At 73.7% G+C, this 15,175-nt stretch carries 13 protein-coding genes; 6 read left to right on the plus strand and 7 right to left on the minus strand.

Annotated elements, in window-relative coordinates:
- Window positions 1-8 precede the first annotated feature (8 nt).
- The 7 genes from DMP17_RS20695 to DMP17_RS20725 all read right to left on the minus strand — a co-directional run bounded on the left by DMP17_RS20695 (window position 9) and on the right by DMP17_RS20725 (window position 8,022).
- Window positions 9-665 (minus strand): sarcosine oxidase subunit gamma, encoded by a 657-nt coding sequence (locus DMP17_RS20695; RefSeq protein ID WP_337830349.1) that lies wholly within the window; start codon window positions 663-665, stop codon window positions 9-11.
- The gene (locus DMP17_RS20700) at window positions 655-3,441 is read right to left on the minus strand and encodes a 2Fe-2S iron-sulfur cluster-binding protein (protein WP_337830350.1); all 2,787 of its coding nucleotides are present in this window, start codon (window positions 3,439-3,441) and stop codon (window positions 655-657) included. The genes DMP17_RS20695 and DMP17_RS20700 overlap by 11 nt, the downstream gene beginning before the upstream one ends.
- Window positions 3,438-3,728, minus strand: a complete 291-nt coding sequence (locus DMP17_RS20705) for a sarcosine oxidase subunit delta (protein ID WP_226355492.1) — start codon at window positions 3,726-3,728, stop codon at window positions 3,438-3,440. The genes DMP17_RS20700 and DMP17_RS20705 overlap by 4 nt, the downstream gene beginning before the upstream one ends.
- A 17-nt stretch (window positions 3,729-3,745) precedes the next feature.
- Window positions 3,746-5,017: a sarcosine oxidase subunit beta family protein gene (locus DMP17_RS20710; RefSeq protein ID WP_337830351.1), complete on the minus strand. Its 1,272-nt coding sequence runs from the start codon at window positions 5,015-5,017 to the stop codon at window positions 3,746-3,748.
- The gene (glyA, locus tag DMP17_RS20715; RefSeq protein ID WP_226355490.1) at window positions 5,014-6,318 is read right to left on the minus strand and encodes a serine hydroxymethyltransferase; all 1,305 of its coding nucleotides are present in this window, start codon (window positions 6,316-6,318) and stop codon (window positions 5,014-5,016) included. The genes DMP17_RS20710 and glyA overlap by 4 nt, the downstream gene beginning before the upstream one ends.
- A 181-nt stretch (window positions 6,319-6,499) precedes the next feature.
- Window positions 6,500-7,669 carry an NAD(P)/FAD-dependent oxidoreductase gene (locus tag DMP17_RS20720; protein ID WP_226355489.1) on the minus strand — a complete coding sequence of 390 codons (1,170 nt, stop codon included), beginning with the start codon at window positions 7,667-7,669 and terminating at the stop codon, window positions 6,500-6,502.
- Complete coding sequence (locus DMP17_RS20725) at window positions 7,669-8,022, minus strand: bifunctional 3-phenylpropionate/cinnamic acid dioxygenase ferredoxin subunit (protein WP_226355488.1); 354 nt, start codon at window positions 8,020-8,022, stop codon at window positions 7,669-7,671. The genes DMP17_RS20720 and DMP17_RS20725 overlap by 1 nt, the downstream gene beginning before the upstream one ends.
- A gap of 324 nt (window positions 8,023-8,346) precedes the next feature.
- Between DMP17_RS20725 and DMP17_RS20730 the strand changes: the two genes are divergently transcribed.
- From DMP17_RS20730 to DMP17_RS20755, 6 genes are all read left to right on the plus strand, one after another.
- On the plus strand, window positions 8,347-9,786 hold the full coding sequence (locus tag DMP17_RS20730; RefSeq protein ID WP_226355487.1) for an MFS transporter: 1,440 nt from the start codon (window positions 8,347-8,349) through the stop codon (window positions 9,784-9,786).
- A 164-nt stretch (window positions 9,787-9,950) separates the two neighbouring features.
- Complete coding sequence (locus tag DMP17_RS20735) at window positions 9,951-11,324, plus strand: L-serine ammonia-lyase (RefSeq protein WP_308016797.1); 1,374 nt, start codon at window positions 9,951-9,953, stop codon at window positions 11,322-11,324.
- 3 nt (window positions 11,325-11,327) lie between these two features.
- Window positions 11,328-12,674, plus strand: coding sequence for a bifunctional folylpolyglutamate synthase/dihydrofolate synthase (locus DMP17_RS20740; RefSeq protein WP_337830352.1), 1,347 nt, complete (start codon window positions 11,328-11,330; stop codon window positions 12,672-12,674).
- A complete protein-coding gene (locus DMP17_RS20745) occupies window positions 12,671-13,342 on the plus strand; it encodes a GntR family transcriptional regulator (protein ID WP_337830353.1) in 672 nt (223 codons plus the stop codon). Before DMP17_RS20740 ends, DMP17_RS20745 begins: the two co-directional genes overlap by 4 nt.
- Window positions 13,343-13,372: 30 nt before the next feature.
- Window positions 13,373-14,461, plus strand: a complete 1,089-nt coding sequence (locus DMP17_RS20750) for an S-(hydroxymethyl)mycothiol dehydrogenase (RefSeq protein WP_337830354.1) — start codon at window positions 13,373-13,375, stop codon at window positions 14,459-14,461.
- On the plus strand, window positions 14,461-15,087 hold the full coding sequence (locus DMP17_RS20755; RefSeq protein WP_226364609.1) for an MBL fold metallo-hydrolase: 627 nt from the start codon (window positions 14,461-14,463) through the stop codon (window positions 15,085-15,087). The genes DMP17_RS20750 and DMP17_RS20755 overlap by 1 nt, the downstream gene beginning before the upstream one ends.
- Window positions 15,088-15,175: the final 88 nt, after the last annotated feature.

Here is a 15,175-nt window from a genome sequence, read left to right on the forward strand (position 1 = left end):
TCGGGCGGTCAGCCGGCGAGGGCCCGCGACGCGGCGGGGTCGGCGGCGGGGTCGGGGCGGAACTCCAGGGCGGCGTCGAGCAGCCAGTCGGCGAGGTGGCCGGCGAACGAGCTGCGGACGTGCACGTCGAGGACCGCTCCCCCGTCGGCGTCGGCGGCGGCGTCGCGGGCCAGGAGGATCACCCCGGCCCCGCCGAGCAGCGTCTGGGCGCTGCGCCCGGCCGGGAATGAGCGCGGGTGCAGGTCCAGCGAGCAGCCGAAGGACAGCAGCTCGCGGGCCAGTCGCCCGCCGATCCGCAGCACGACCCGCTGGGCGGAGGTGTCGACCGCGGCGCCGCCCGCCTCCCCGGCGACGAGCTCGCGCAGCGCCGCCTCGGAGACCGCGGCGTTCGGAGAGCGGCTGGTGACCAGCCACTCGTCGGGGCCGAGCCAGACGACCTCGCCGTCACCGGCGGCGGCCCAGGTGTTCGGTCGGGTCGGCAGCGCGGTGCCGAGCGCGGCGTCGACGCCGGCACGGGCCGGGCCGGCCGGGTCGAGCCGCAGGGTGACCGACTGCGCGGTCGGCAGGACCTCGACCGAGAGGCCGCCGCCGGTGTCCCGGGCCGGCCCGGTCAGTGCCGGGGCGTACGCGTCGAGCGGGTGCGTGGTGGCGAGCTCAGCCGTCACGGCGGGCTCCTTCCGGGTCGACGAGGACGGGTCCGGTGATCTCGACCGGGACCAGCGCCCCCTGGTGCGGGACGTGCACGACGTCGCCGATGCGGTCGCGGCCGCCCGTGAGCAGGGCCAGGGCGAAGGGCCGCGCCAGCTCCGCGGACAGGTAGCTGGAGGTGACGTGGCCGAGCATCGGGACCGGCGGCGGGGGCAGGGTGCCGTCGGGCGAGAACTCGACGATCTGCGCGCCCTCGGGCAGCCGGGTGCCGCGGTCGGTGGGGAGCAGCCCCACCAGGTGCTTGCGCATCGGGTCGGTGTTGGAGGCGCGGGCGAAGGAGCGCTTGCCGACGAAGTCGACCTTCTTCTTCGAGACCGCCCAGCTCATCCCCAGGTCGTGCGGGGAGACGGTGCCATCGGTGTCCTGCCCGATGATCGGGTAGCCCTTCTCGGCGCGGAGCACGTGCATCGTCTCGGTGCCGTAGGGGGTGATGCCGTACGGCTCGCCGGCGGCGATCAGCCGCTCCCACACGGCCAGGCCGTACCGGGCGTCGACGTTGACCTCGAAGGCCAGCTCGCCGGAGAAGGAGATCCGGGCCAGCCGGACCGGGACGCCGTCGAGGTCGGTGTCGCGCCAGGTCATGAACTCGAACGCCTCGGCGGAGGCGTCGACGCCGGGGAAGACCGCGGCGACCACGTCGCGCGAGCGGGGCCCGACGACCGGGAACACCGCCCAGTGCTCGGTGACCGACGCGAGGTTGACCCGCAGATGCGGGACCTCGGTCTGGCGCCAGTCCTCGAGGTGGTCGAGGACCGAGGCCGCGCCGCCGGTGGTCGTGGTGAGCAGGAAGCGGTCCTCGGCGATGCGCAGCACGGTGCCGTCGTCGGTGACCATGCCGTCGTTGCCGCACATGACGCCGTAGCGGACGCGGCCGACCTTCAGGCTGCTCATCAGGTTCGTGTAGACGAGGTCGAGGAACGCCCCCGCGTCCGGACCCTGGACGTCGATCTTGCCCAGGGTGGAGCCGTCCATGATCGCGACGTCGCGGCGGGCCGCGGCGCACTCGCGCAGCACGGCGGCGTCCATGTCCTCGCCGGCCCGCGGGAAGTGACGGGGCCGCTTCCACTGGCCGACGTCCTCGAACACCGCGCCGTGCGCGACGTGCCACGGGTGCACCGCGGTGGTGCGGACCGGGTCGAACAGGTCCCCGCGCTCGCGGCCGGCGAGCGCGGCGAACGACACCGGGGTGTAGGGCGGGCGGAACGTGGTGGTCCCGAGGTCGCCCGCCGGGCGGCCCAGCAGCTCCGAGGTGATCCCGGAGGCGATGGTGCCGGAGGTCTTCCCCTGGTCGTGGGCGGTGCCGATGGTGGTGTAGCGCTTCACGTGCTCGACCGAGCGGAGTCCGGCGCCGACGGCCCGCTCGATGTCGGCGACGGTCGCGTCCCGCTGGACGTCGACGAACTGGCGCGCGGAGTCGCCCGCGGTGCGCCACAGCACCAGGCCGGGGGTGCGCGCGGGCTCCGGGGCGGAGCTCGGGGCGTCGCCGCCCGCGCCCTCGGCCAGGCAGCCCGCCAGGTCGAGGGTGCCGTTCGCGGCGCCGATCACCTCGGTGCCCGCGATGTCGGCGCCCGGCCGGAAGGCTCCCAGACCGGAGTCGTAGACCAGCTGTCCGCGCACGTGGCTGAACAGGTGCGCGGTGGGCGTCCAGCCGCCGGAGACCAGCAGCAGGTCGCAGGGCAGCACCTCGGTGGCCCCGCCGTCGGCGACGTGCGCGGCGCGGACCCGGCCGGCGTCGTCGGCGTCGGACCCGACGACGGTGGCCCCGGCGCGCAGGGTCACCCCGGCCTCGGTGCACTCCCGCGCCCGCTCGGCGGGCGGCGCGGTGCGGGCGTCGACGAGGGTGACGCGCGCCCCGGCCCCGGCCAGGTCGGCGGCGGCGAGGTAGGCGGCGTCGTCGGTGGTGAAGACGACGACCTCGCGCCCGGCGAGCACGCCGTAGCGGTGCAGGTACTCCCGCGCCGCGGAGGCGAGCATGACGCCCGGGCGGTCGTTGTCGGCGAACACCACGGGGCGCTCGATCGCGCCGGCCGCGACGACGACCCGCCCGGCCCGGATCCGGTGCACCCGCTGGCGGGAGCGGTGGGTCGGGGCGGCCGCGCCGAGGTGGTCGGTGCGCCGCTCCAGGGCCAGGACGAACCCGTCGTCGTAGTGGCCGAAGGCGGTGGTGCGCTGCAGGTGCAGCACCTCGGGGTTCTCCGCGAGCTCGGCGACGACGTCGGCGACGAACCGGTGCGCGGCGCGGCCGTCGATCCGGTCGGTCGGGACCAGGGAGCCGCCGGCCTCCGGACGGTCGTCGACGAGCACCACGCGGTCGCCGCGGCGGGCCGCGGTGCGCGCGGCGAGCAGCCCGGCCGGGCCGGCGCCGATCACCAGGGTGTCGCAGTGGGCGTGGCGGCGGTCGTAGCGCGCGGTGTCGGGGACCGTCGCCAGCCGGCCCTGCCCGTTCAGGCCACGGGCGACCAGGCCGTCGTACAGCTCGACGGTGGCGGCCTGCAGCATCGGCTCGGGGAACGGCTCCTCAATCTGCACGAGGCCGACCGGGTCCTCGGTCCAGGCCCCGCCGATGCCCCGCGGGCGGCCGAGCTTGACCGAGCCGCCCAGCACGGTGACACCGTTCGCGAGCAGCGCGGAGGCCAGCGTGTCGCCCGGGTGGCCGGTGTGGGTGGTGCCGTCGAAGACGAAGGTCAGGGTACGGGTCCGGTCGACGCGACCGAAACCATCGATGCGGGTCATGCGCGGGTCCCCGGGATCTGCGGCCGGGCCTCGCCCATCGGGTAGACGGCGAGGAACCGGTAGGTGTGGGTGTCACGGACGGCGTTGAACCAGCGGCGGCAGCCCGCGGAGTGGCTCCAGCGCTCGGCGAACGGGCCCTTCGGGTTGTCCCGGAAGAACACGTAGTGCGCCCACTGCTCGTCGTCGAGCTCGGCCGGCGCGGCCGGGTACTCGACGTGGGCCTGGCCGCCGTAGTGGAACTCGACCTCCTCGCGGGGGCCGCACCAGGGGCAGTCGATGAGTTGCACGTCGGGCTCCTGGGGTGTCAGTGGGCGACGCCGGCGGCGCCGTGCTCGTCCACGAGCGCGCCGGTGACGAACCGGTCGAGGGAGAAGGGGGCGATGTGCGGGTGCAGCTCGTCGGTGGCGATGGTGTGGGCCAGGCACCAGCCCAGCCCGGGCGTCACCTTGAAGCCGCCGGTCCCCCACCCGGAGTTGACCAGCACGTTCGCGTACGGGGTGCGGCCCACGATCGGCGACGCGTCCGGGGTGACGTCGACGATGCCCGCCCAGCTGCGCAGCAGGTGCGCCCGCGCGAACACCGGGAACAGCTCGACCGCGGCGGCCATCTGGCGCTCGATGATGTGGAAGGCGCCGCGCTGGCCGTAGCCGTTGTAGGAGTCGACGCCAGCGCCCAGGACGAGCTCGCCCTTGTGCGCCTGGGAGACGTAGACGTGCACCGCGTTCGACATGACGATCGTCGGGTGCACCGGCTCCAGCAGCTCGGACACCAGCGCCTGCAGCGGGTGCGACTGCAGCGGGGTGTCCACGCCGAGCCGGTCGAGCAGGGTCGAGGTGTGCCCGGCCGCGCAGAGCGCGACCTGCCCGCAGGCGATGTCCCCGCGGCTGGTGCGGATCCCGGTCACCTTCGCGGTGCCGTCGGCCACCGACCCCTCGGTGAGGAAGTCCAGCACCTCGCAGTCCTGGATCAGGTCGACCCCGGCCTCGTCGGCGCGGCGGGCGAAGCCCCAGGCCACGTAGTCGTGCTTGGCGATGCCGGCCCGGGGCTGGTAGGTCGCGCCGAGGACCGGGTAGCGGATGTCGTGCGAGACGTTGACGATCGGGCAGATCTTCGCGACGTCGTCGGGGCCGAGGTACTCGGCGTCGATCCCGTTGAGCTTGTTCGCCTCGACCCGGCGGACCGAGTCGCGCACGTCCTGCTCGGTGTGGGCGAGGTTCAGCACGCCGCGCTGGGAGAACAGGATCGGGTAGCCGAGATCCTCCTCCAGCCCCTCCCACAGCTTCAGGGCGTGCTCGTAGATGAAGGCCGACTCGTCCCACAGGTAGTTGGAGCGGATCAGCGTGGTGTTGCGGGCCATGTTGCCGCCGGCGAGCCACCCCTTCTCCAGCACCGCCACGTTGGTGATCCCGTGGTTCTTGACCAGGTAGTGGGCGGTGGCCAGCCCGTGCCCGCCGCCGCCGACGATGACCACGTCGTAGGAGCGCTTCGGCTCGGGGTTGCGCCACAGGGCGTCGGGGTGCTCGGGCAGGTGCGCCCCGGGAGGCGTGTTCCCGGTGCCGGTCTTCTCGGTGCTCATGCCGTCAGCTCCGGGTAGAGGGGGTGGCGGTCGGCGAGGACGGTGACGCGGGCGGCGAGCTCGTCGAGCTCGGCGTCGCCGGCGGCGGGGCGCAGGGCGCGGGCGATGATGTCGGCGACCTCGGTGAAGTCCTCGGCACCGAAGCCGCGGGCGGCCAGCGCGGGGGTCCCGATCCGGACGCCGGAGCTCACCATCGGCGGGCGCGGGTCGAACGGGACGGCGTTGCGGTTGACGGTGATGCCGACCCGGTGCAGCCGGTCCTCGGCCTGCTTGCCGTCGAGCTCGGAGTCGCGCAGGTCGACCAGGACCAGGTGGACGTCGGTGCCGCCGGAGACCACGCCGACGCCGGGCTCCTGGACCAGCCGCTCGGCGACGATCCGGGCGCCCTCCAGGGTGCGCTGCTGGCGCTCGGCGAACGCGGGCTCGCCGGCGAGCTTGAACGCGACGGCCTTGGCCGCGATCACGTGCTCCAGCGGGCCGCCCTGCTGGCCGGGGAAGACCTGGGAGTTGAGCTTCTTGGCGAGCTCGCCGCGGGCCAGGATGATCCCGCCGCGCGGGCCGCCCAGGGTCTTGTGGGTGGTGCTGGTGACGATGTCGGCGTAGGGCACCGGCGACGGGTGCAGCCCGGTCGCGACGAGGCCCGCGAAGTGCGCCATGTCGACCATCAGGTACGCACCGACCGCGTCGGCGATCCGCCGGAACTCGGCGAAGTCGAGCTGCCGCGGGTAGGCCGACCAGCCGGCGATGATCAGCTTCGGGCGGCGCTCGTGGGCCAGGCGCTCCACCTCGGCCATGTCGACGCGGTGGTCCTCGGCGCGGACGTGGTAGGCGGCGACGTCGTAGAGGCGGCCGGAGAAGTTGAGCCGCATGCCGTGGGTGAGGTGCCCGCCGTGGGCCAGGTCGAGGCCCAGGATGGTGTCGCCCGGGTCGAGCAGCGCGGCCATGGCGGCGGCGTTGGCCTGGGCGCCGGAGTGCGGCTGGACGTTGGCGTAGTCGGCGCCGAACAGCGCCTTCACGCGGTCGATGGCGAGCTGCTCGATGACGTCGACGTGCTCGCAGCCGCCGTAGTAGCGGCGGCCGGGGTAGCCCTCGGCGTACTTGTTGGTGAGCACCGAGCCCTGCGCCTGCATGACGGCGAGCGGGGCGAAGTTCTCGCTGGCGATCATCTCCAGGGTGCCGCGCTGGCGACCCAGCTCGGCGGCGACGGCCGCGTGCACCTCCGGGTCCACGTCGCGCAGCGTCCCGTCGAGGACCCCCGTCGCACCGTTCGACGGACCCCGATCCACGGCGAACGTCGTCATGGGCACCTCCAGATATCTTCTCCAGCGGACTGATATATCAACTGTCTGCGTTCAGCGTCGCACGGCACTCCCGGCAGGTCAAGAGGCTGATCGTGGTCCGTGCGACCGGGCTGCGACCGGCCCCGGACACGCCTGCGGCGCAGGTCCCCACGAGGACCTGCGCCGCAGGTGACGTGCCGGGTCAGCGGAGCCGTTTCGCCAGCTCCCGGCGCATCCGCCCGAAGGGCCGGGGACGGTCGACGCCGAGCACGCCGACGGCCTCCCCCGCGGCGTCGAGGAACACGGCGAGGAACCCGCCGTCGGCCCCGGGGTCGCCGTCGTCGATCCGGACCGAGCCGTCCGCGGACCGGTGTCCCGCGAACTGGATGCTGTGCCCGTACTGGTCGGACCAGAAGTAGGGCACCGCGTGGTGGGCCGGCAGCGAGTGCTCGGTCCCGAGCAGCGCCGCGGCCGCGACGGCCGGTTGCTGCAGCGCGTTGGTCCAGTGCTCCAGGCGCAGCCGGGAGCCGGTGTAGTCGCGATGGGTGCTGGCACAGTCCCCCACCGCGACGACGCCGGGCAGGTTCGTGCGGCCCGCCGCGTCGGTGACGACGCCGTCGTCGAGGTCGAGGCCGGAGCCCTCCAGCCACTCGACGTTCGGGATCGCGCCGATCCCGACCACGACGACGTCGGCGGGCAGCTCGCGGCCGTCGGTGAGCTCGACCCCGGTGACCCGGGGCGAGCCGACGAGCCGGGCCACACCCGTCCCGAGGTGCAGCGGCACCCCGGCGGCGGCGTGCAGGCGCCCGCAGGCGGTGCCCATCTCGGGCCCGAGGGCCCGCTGCAGCGGCACCGGGGCGGCCTCGACGATCGTGACGTCGAGGCCGAGGCCGTGCGCGGTCGAGGCGACCTCGGCCCCGACGAACCCGGCGCCGACCACCACCAGCCGCCGGCCCGGGACGAGGTCGGCGCGCAGGGCACGGGCGTCGTCGAGGGTGCGCAGGGTGTGCACCCCGCCGGGCAGCTCGCCCGGCAGGTTCCGGGCGCGGGCGCCCGTGGCGAGGACGACGGCGTCGGCCGAGAGGGTCGAGCCGTCGTCGAGGGTGACGGTCCGGGTCGGACCGTCGAGGGCGAGTGCGGTGCGACCGAGGCGCCACTCGACGTCGAGGGCGGCGTCGTCGTCCTCGGTCAGGGCGATGGCGTCCTCGTCGGAGCTCCCGGCGAGGAACTCCTTGGACAGCGGAGGGCGGTCGTAGGGGGCGTGCTTCTCGTCGCCGACGACCGTGATCGTCCCGGCGAAGCCCTGGGCGCGCAGGGCGCGCGCCGTGGCGAGGCCGGCGAGCGAGGCGCCGACGACCGTGACGTCGCGCATCAGGTGCCGGCCTGTACGCCCGGGCGGACGCCGGTCGCGGCACCGGAGGCGGGGACCGACTCGACGACGTGGACCACACCGTCGGCGATCACCACCTGGTGCGTGCGGACGGGTGTCTTCGCGGGCGGGCCGCTCGGCATCCCGGTCCGCAGGTCGAAGCAGGCCGCGTGCAGCGGGCACTCCACCGCACAGTCCTCGAGCCATCCGTCGGACAGCGAGGCGTCCTGGTGGGTGCACGTGTCGTCGATGGCGTAGAGATCGCCGTCGACGTTGAAGACGGCGATGGGCACCGTCCCCTGGACACGAACGGACTCCCCGACGGGGATGTCGGACAGCTCGCCCACGAAGATCATGCTTCCTCCACTGTTGCCTATCGCGAAACTCGCCATGCCATGCGCAACCGTATGGTGAGGCCGCAGGTCGCAGCCGTCAACGAGCGATTTTTCGGCCGGCCCGGGACGGGGCATCGGCGTCACGACGTGGAAATGTGAGCGGCTGTCCCCGGTGACCGAAAGGCCCCGAAAACCGGCACCGGCACACTCCGGGCCGCCCGTCGACGAAAGATATATCACTCGTGGACACGTGACACCATGGCCGCGAGAATGATGGTGTGGCGATACTGCATCGCCACGTCGGCGTGGCTGCCGCGGCGCGGCCGATCGATCCGAGGAGACCCCATGACCGACGGACCGCGCAGGCCCCGACGCCGCGGTCCGGTCGCGGTCGAGGAGGAGCGCACGGTCCGGCGGGCGGCCGCGGCGGCCTCGGTCGGCAACGTCGCCGAGTGGTACGACTTCGGCCTCTTCTCCTTCCTCTCCGCGGTGGTGCTCAACCGGGTCTTCTTCCCGGAGGCCGGCGAGTGGTCGCTGGTGCTGACGCTGGCGACGTTCGCGGCCGCGTTCGTCGTCCGGCCGCTCGGCGGGTTCGTGTTCGGCCCGCTCGGGGACCGGATCGGCCGCACCCGGGTGCTCGCGTTCACGGTCCTGCTGATGACCGTCGCGACGCTCGCGCTGGGCTTCGTGCCCTCCTACGAGACGGCGGGGATCGCCGCGCCGCTGCTGGTGCTGCTCATCCGGATGCTGCAGGGCTTCTCCGCGGGCGGGGAGTACACCGGCGCGCTGACCCTGGTCGCGGAGTACGCGCCCGACCGCCGTCGCGGGTTCTTCGGCAGCTGGCTGGAGTTCGGCACGATCACCGGCTACACCCTCGGCGCCGGCGTCTGCGGCGTGCTCGTCGCGGTGCTGCCCGAGGAGGACCTGCTCGCCTGGGGCTGGCGGATCCCGTTCCTGCTCGCCCTCCCCCTCGGGATCGCCGGCATCTACCTGCGGATGCGCCTGGAGGACACCCCGGCGTTCCGGCAGCTGATGGAGCGCTCCCCCGCGCTCGCGACGATGCCCTACCGGCGGGCGATGCAGATCCTGGTCCGCCGCTACCGGGCACCGGCCCTGGTGACCGCGGCGCTGGTGGTCGCCTGGAACGTCACCAACTACGTGCTGACCAACTACATGCCCACCTACCTGACCGGGACGCTCCCCCGGCACGGCCAGCACGGCGCCTCCGGGGCCGCCACCGGCGCCATGCTCGTCGCGGTCATGCTGGTCATGCTGTGCGCGATCACCGCGGTGGGCAGGCTCAGCGACCGGGTCGGCCGCAAACCGGTCCTGATGGTCACGAGCCTGGCCCTGGTGGCCGTCGGACTGCCCGCGGTCTGGCTGATGCGCGACGGCATGATCGGCCAGTTCGTGGGCCTGCTGCTGATGGCCACGGTGCTGGTCGGCTTCGCCGCGGTGCTGCCGTCGACACTCCCCGCACAGTTCCCGACGATGGTCCGCTACGGCGGCCTGGGCGTGGTGTTCAACCTGTCGGTGTCGCTGTTCGCGGGCACCGCACCGACGCTGATCGAGACCGCCGTGACCGCCACCGGCAACCTCGACTGGCCGGGGTACTTCCTCGTCGCCGCGGGCCTGGTCGGCGTGGTCGGCGTGGCGTTCCTGCCCGAGACCGCGGGCCGCCCGCTGGCCGGCGCGGCACCGCTGACCTCCAGCGCGGACCTGCCCCCGCCGCCGATGTCGTCCGACGGCGTCCCGCTCGAGCAGCCGTACGACCACACGCACTGACCCACCCGCACCGGCCCACCCGCACCGGCCCACCCGCACCGGCCCACCCGCACCCGGCCCACCCGCACCCGGCACGAACCGCCCGTCGCCCGCCTCTTGGCACGATTGATATATCAGTCTAACATCGTCGGCATGACCAGAGCCCGGCGTGGATCGGAGCGACCGTGAGCATCTCCGTGTTCGACATGTTCAAGGTCGGGATCGGACCCTCGAGCTCGCACACCGTGGGCCCGATGCGGGCCGCGGCCCGGTTCGTCGCGCGGCTCGCCGCCTCGGGCGAGCTGCCCCGTACCGCCTCGGTACGGGTCGAGCTGTTCGGCTCCCTCGGCGCGACCGGGCACGGCCACGGCAGCGTGAAGGCCGTCGTGCTCGGGCTCGCCGGGCACGAGCCGCACCTCGTCGACCCGGTCGGAGCCGACCCGATGGTCGCCGACGTCCGCGCCGGGGGCCGGATCCGCCTCGGCGGGATCCACGAGATCACCTTCGCCCCCGACGACGACGTGGTCCTGCACCGCAACCGCCGGCTCGACTTCCACTCCAACGGCATGCTGCTGCAGGCCTTCGACGCCGACGGCGCCGTCCTGGACAAGCGCGAGTACTACTCGGTGGGCGGCGGCTTCGTGCTCGACTCCGACGAGGCGGGCCGCCCCGTCCTGGTGGAGGACGCGACCCCGGTCGCCTACCCCTTCACGACCGGCGACGAGCTGCTCGGTCTCACCCGCGCCCACGGCCTGTCGATCTCCGACGTCATGCTGGCCAACGAGCTGTCCCGGCGCACCGAGGACGTGGTGCGCAGCGAGCTGCTGCACATCTGGTCGGTGATGCAGGAGTGCGTCGAGCGCGGCGCCCGCACCGGCGGCACGCTGCCCGGCGGGCTGAAGGTCCGGCGCCGGGCGATGGCACTGCGCGAGCGGCTGGAGGCCGCGACCGGCGAGCCGGACGCGCTGCACGCGATGGAGTGGGTGACGCTCTACGCCCTCGCCGTGAACGAGGAGAACGCGGCGGGCGGGCGCGTCGTCACCGCCCCCACCAACGGCGCCGCCGGGATCGTCCCGGCCGTGCTGCACTACGCCGAGCGCTTCCTGCCCGGCTTCGACGACGACTCCGTCGTCCGGTTCCTGCTCACCGCGGGCGCGGTCGGGCTGCTGTTCAAGGAGAACGCCTCGATCTCCGGCGCCGAGGTCGGCTGCCAGGGCGAGGTCGGGTCGGCCTGTGCGATGGCGGCCGCCGGGCTCGCGGAGATCATGGGCGCCACGCCGGAGCAGGTCGAGAACGCCGCCGAGATCGGCATCGAGCACAATCTCGGGCTGACCTGCGACCCGGTCGGCGGGCTCGTGCAGATCCCGTGCATCGAGCGCAACGCGGTCGCCTCGATCAAGGCCATCACCGCGGCGCGGATGTCGGCGCACGGCGACGGGATGCACCACGTCTCGCTGGACAAGGCCATCAAGACGATGCGGGAGACGGGCGCGGACATGAAGGACAAGTACAAGGAGACCGCCCGCGGTGGTCTCGCGCTGAACATCGTCGAGTGCTGAGCCGTGTTCTCCGAACAGGACGAGCTGGAGCGGTTCCTGCTGTCGCGCCCGGCGACCGGGCGCCGGAACGGCACCGCACCCGACGCGCCCCGGGACCGCACCCGCGAGGTGCTGGCCGGGCTGGGTGACCCGCAGGAGGCCGTGCGGACCGTGCACGTCGCGGGGACGGCGGGCAAGGGGTCGGTGTGCGCGTTCGTCGCGTCGCTGCTGACCCGCCACGGGTTCCGGGTCGGCGTGCAGGCCTCGCCGCACGTCTACGGCATCCGCGAGCGGTTCCGCATCGGTGACCTCGCGGTCCGCGCGGACGTGCTCGACGACCGGCTCGCCGCCGTCGCGCGTTCGGTGGCCGCGGTCGAGGCGCGCCGGGGCGAACGCTGCTCGTTCTTCGAGGTCGTGACCGCGCTCGGGTTCGCCGCCGTCGCCGGGCGGGCCGACTACGCCGTCGTCGAGACCGGTATCGGGGGCCGGCTGGACCCGACGAACGTCGTCGCCCGGCCGGACAAGCTGGCCGTGCTCACCGCGATCGGCCTGGACCACGTCGACATGCTCGGCAGCACGCTCGGCGAGATCGCGACGCAGAAGGCCGGGATCCTGCCGGTCGGCGGCCGCGCGGTGCTGGCCCGTGGCGGCCCCGAGACCGACGCCGCGGTGGCCCGGGAGGCGGTGCGCCGCGACACCCTGGTCGACGTCGTGGACGTCGCCGCCGCGGCCGCGCTGGCCCGGACCGGTCCGGCGGGCACCACGGTGGACCTGGCCGGGTGGTCGGACGTGCCGCTGGGCCTGCACGGCAGGCACCAGGCCGGGAACGCGGTGCTGGCGCTGCACGCGGTGTCGGTGCTCGCCCGGCGCGACGGCTGGCGGCTCGACCCGCTCGCCGTCCGTCAGGGGCTGGCGCTGACCTCGCTGCCGGGGCGGTTCGAGCGGCGCACCGTCGCGGGCACCCCGGTCGTCCTCGACGGCGCGCACGACGCGCTGAAGCTGTCCGCGCTGGCCACCACGGTGGCCGAGACCCACCCGGGCCGCCCGGTGACCTGGGTGCTGGCGCTGGCCCGGGACAAGGACCTGGGCGAGGCCGTCCGGGCGGTCGCCGGGGCCGGGGCGCGGGTCGTCGCGACCGGGCTGCCGGGCGGGGAGCACGCATCGCGGCACTGGAGCCCGTCCGAGATCGCCGCGGCCGCGGGGGCGGCCGGGGTGCCGGCCGTCGCCGTCGCGGACCCGGCCGACGCCGTCGACCACGCCCTGGCGACCGGCGGGGGTGACCCCGTCGTGGTGACCGGGTCGTTCCGGCTGCCCGGCGCGGTCGCGTCGCGGCTGGACCGCCTGGCCGTCCCCGAGGGGCAGCCGGCATGACGATCACCGAGGACGTGCTCGTGGACTTCGACAGCCCGCGGTCGCTGGCCGACCGGGCCTACGTGGCCATCCGGGACCAGCTGATCATGCTGGAGATCCCGCCGCTGGCCCCGATCGACGACGAGGCGCTGTCGACCCGGCTCGGCCTGGGCCGGACCCCGGTGCGCGAGGCGCTCAAGCGGCTGGAGACCGAGCGCCTGGTCGTGTCCTACCCGCGGCGGGGGACGTTCGCGACCGCCGTCGACATCTCCGACCTGCGCGACGTCTGCGAGGTCCGGACCGTGCTGGAGCCGACCGCCGCGCGGCGGGCCGCCGTCGTCGCCCCGCGGTGGCGGCGCGACGAGCTGCGCGAGCTGGCCGTGCGGGTCGCCTCGCTGGAGGCGCCGCGGATGGGCCGGATCGAGCTCATGCGGTGGGACGTGACGGTGCACCGGTCGGTGTACCGGGCCGCCGGGAACCCGTACCTGGAGGACACGCTCACCCGCTACTACCACCTGGCCACGCGGATCCACTGCCTGTTCCTGGACCGAATGGACCAGGTCGGCCACCACGTGCACGAGCACGGGGCGCTGCTGACCGCGATCGCCGACGGCGACGCCGACCGCGCCGAGGCCGTCAGCCGCGACCACGTCGTCGGCTTCGAGACCGCCGTCCGCGCGGTCCTCTGAACCCGCTCCCCTCCACCGGAAGGAACCACTGTGCCGCAGCGTGTCCAGGGCGTCGTCGCCCTCGAGAAGGGCAAGCCCGTCTCCGTCGAGACGATCATCGTGCCGGACCCCGGTCCCGGCGAGGCCGTGGTCAAGATCCAGGCCTGCGGGGTCTGCCACACCGACCTGCACTACAAGCTCGGCGGCATCAACGACGAGTTCCCCTTCCTGCTCGGCCACGAAGCCGCCGGCATCGTCGAATCCGTCGGCGAGGGCGTCACCGACGTCGAACCCGGCGACTACGTCGTCCTGAACTGGCGCGCCGTCTGCGGCAACTGCCGGGCCTGCAAGAAGGACAAGCCCCAGTACTGCTTCGACACCCACAACGCCGCCCAGAAGATGACCCTCGACGACGGCACCGAGCTGTCCCCCGCACTCGGCATCGGCGCGTTCATCGAGAAGACCCTCGTCCACTCCGGACAGTGCACGAAGGTCAACCCCGACGCCCCCGCCAAGGTCGCCGGCCTGCTCGGCTGCGGCGTCATGGCCGGACTCGGCGCCGCGGTCAACACCGGCGGCGTCGGACGCGGCGACTCCATCGCCGTCATCGGCTGCGGCGGCGTCGGCGACGCCGCCATCGCCGGCGCCAAGCTCGCCGGCGCCACCACCATCATCGCCGTCGACACCGACCCCCGGAAACTCGACTGGGCCCGCGAGTTCGGCGCCACCCACACCGTCAACGCCAAGGACACCGACCCCGTCGAGTACATCCAGAGCGTGACCGACGGCAACGGCGCCGACGTCGTCATCGACGCCGTCGGACGCCCCGAGACCTACAAGCAGGCCTTCTACGCCCGCGACCTCGCCGGCACCGTCGTCCTCGTCGGCGTCCCCACCCCGGACCTGCAGGCACCCGAGATCCCGCTCATCGACTACTTCGGCCGCGGCGGCGCCCTCAAGTCCAGCTGGTACGGCGACTGCCTGCCCTCGCGGGACTTCCCCACCTACATCGACCTCTACCTGCAGGGCCGGTTCCCGCTGGACAAGTTCGTCTCGGAGACCATCGGCCTGCACGACATCGAGGGCGCGTTCGACAAGATGCACGCGGGCGAGGTCCTGCGCTCGGTCGTGGTCCTCTGATGGCCCCGGTCGACCACGTCGTCACCTCCGGCACCTTCAACCTCGACGGCGGATCCTTCGACGTCGACAACAACGTCTGGATCGTCGGCGACGACCGCGAGGTGTTCGTCATCGACGCCGCCCACGACGCCGACGCCATCGCCACCGCCGTCGGCGACCGCCGCGTCAAGGCCGTCGTGTGCACCCACGCCCACGACGACCACGTCAACCAGGCCCCCGCCCTCGCCGACCGGTTCTCCGCACCGATCCTGCTCAACCCCGCCGAGCAGGTGCTGTGGGACATGACCTGGCCCGACCGCAAGCCCGACCAGGAACTCGCCGACGGCCAGGTCCTCTCCGCCGGCGGGATCGACCTGACCGTGCTGCAGACCCCCGGCCACTCACCGGGCTCGTCCTGCCTCTACGCACCCGAACTCGGCATCGTGTTCACCGGCGACACCCTGTTCCAGGGCGGACCCGGCGCCACCGGACGGTCCTACTCCAGCTTCGACACGATCATCGAGTCGATCCGCACCACCCTGCTGCCCCTGCCCGCCGACACCCGCGTCCGCACCGGACACGGCGACTCCACCAGCATCGGCGACGAGGCGCCCCACCTGGAGGAATGGATCCGCAACGGATCCTGACCCCGCCCCTCGACGGCGGGATCCGTCGCCGAGATGCAGCTCAGCGGGGTGTGGAGATCCACAACTCCCGCTGGGCCGCATCTCGGTG

It is taken from the genome of Pseudonocardia sp. TMWB2A, assembly GCF_017312135.1.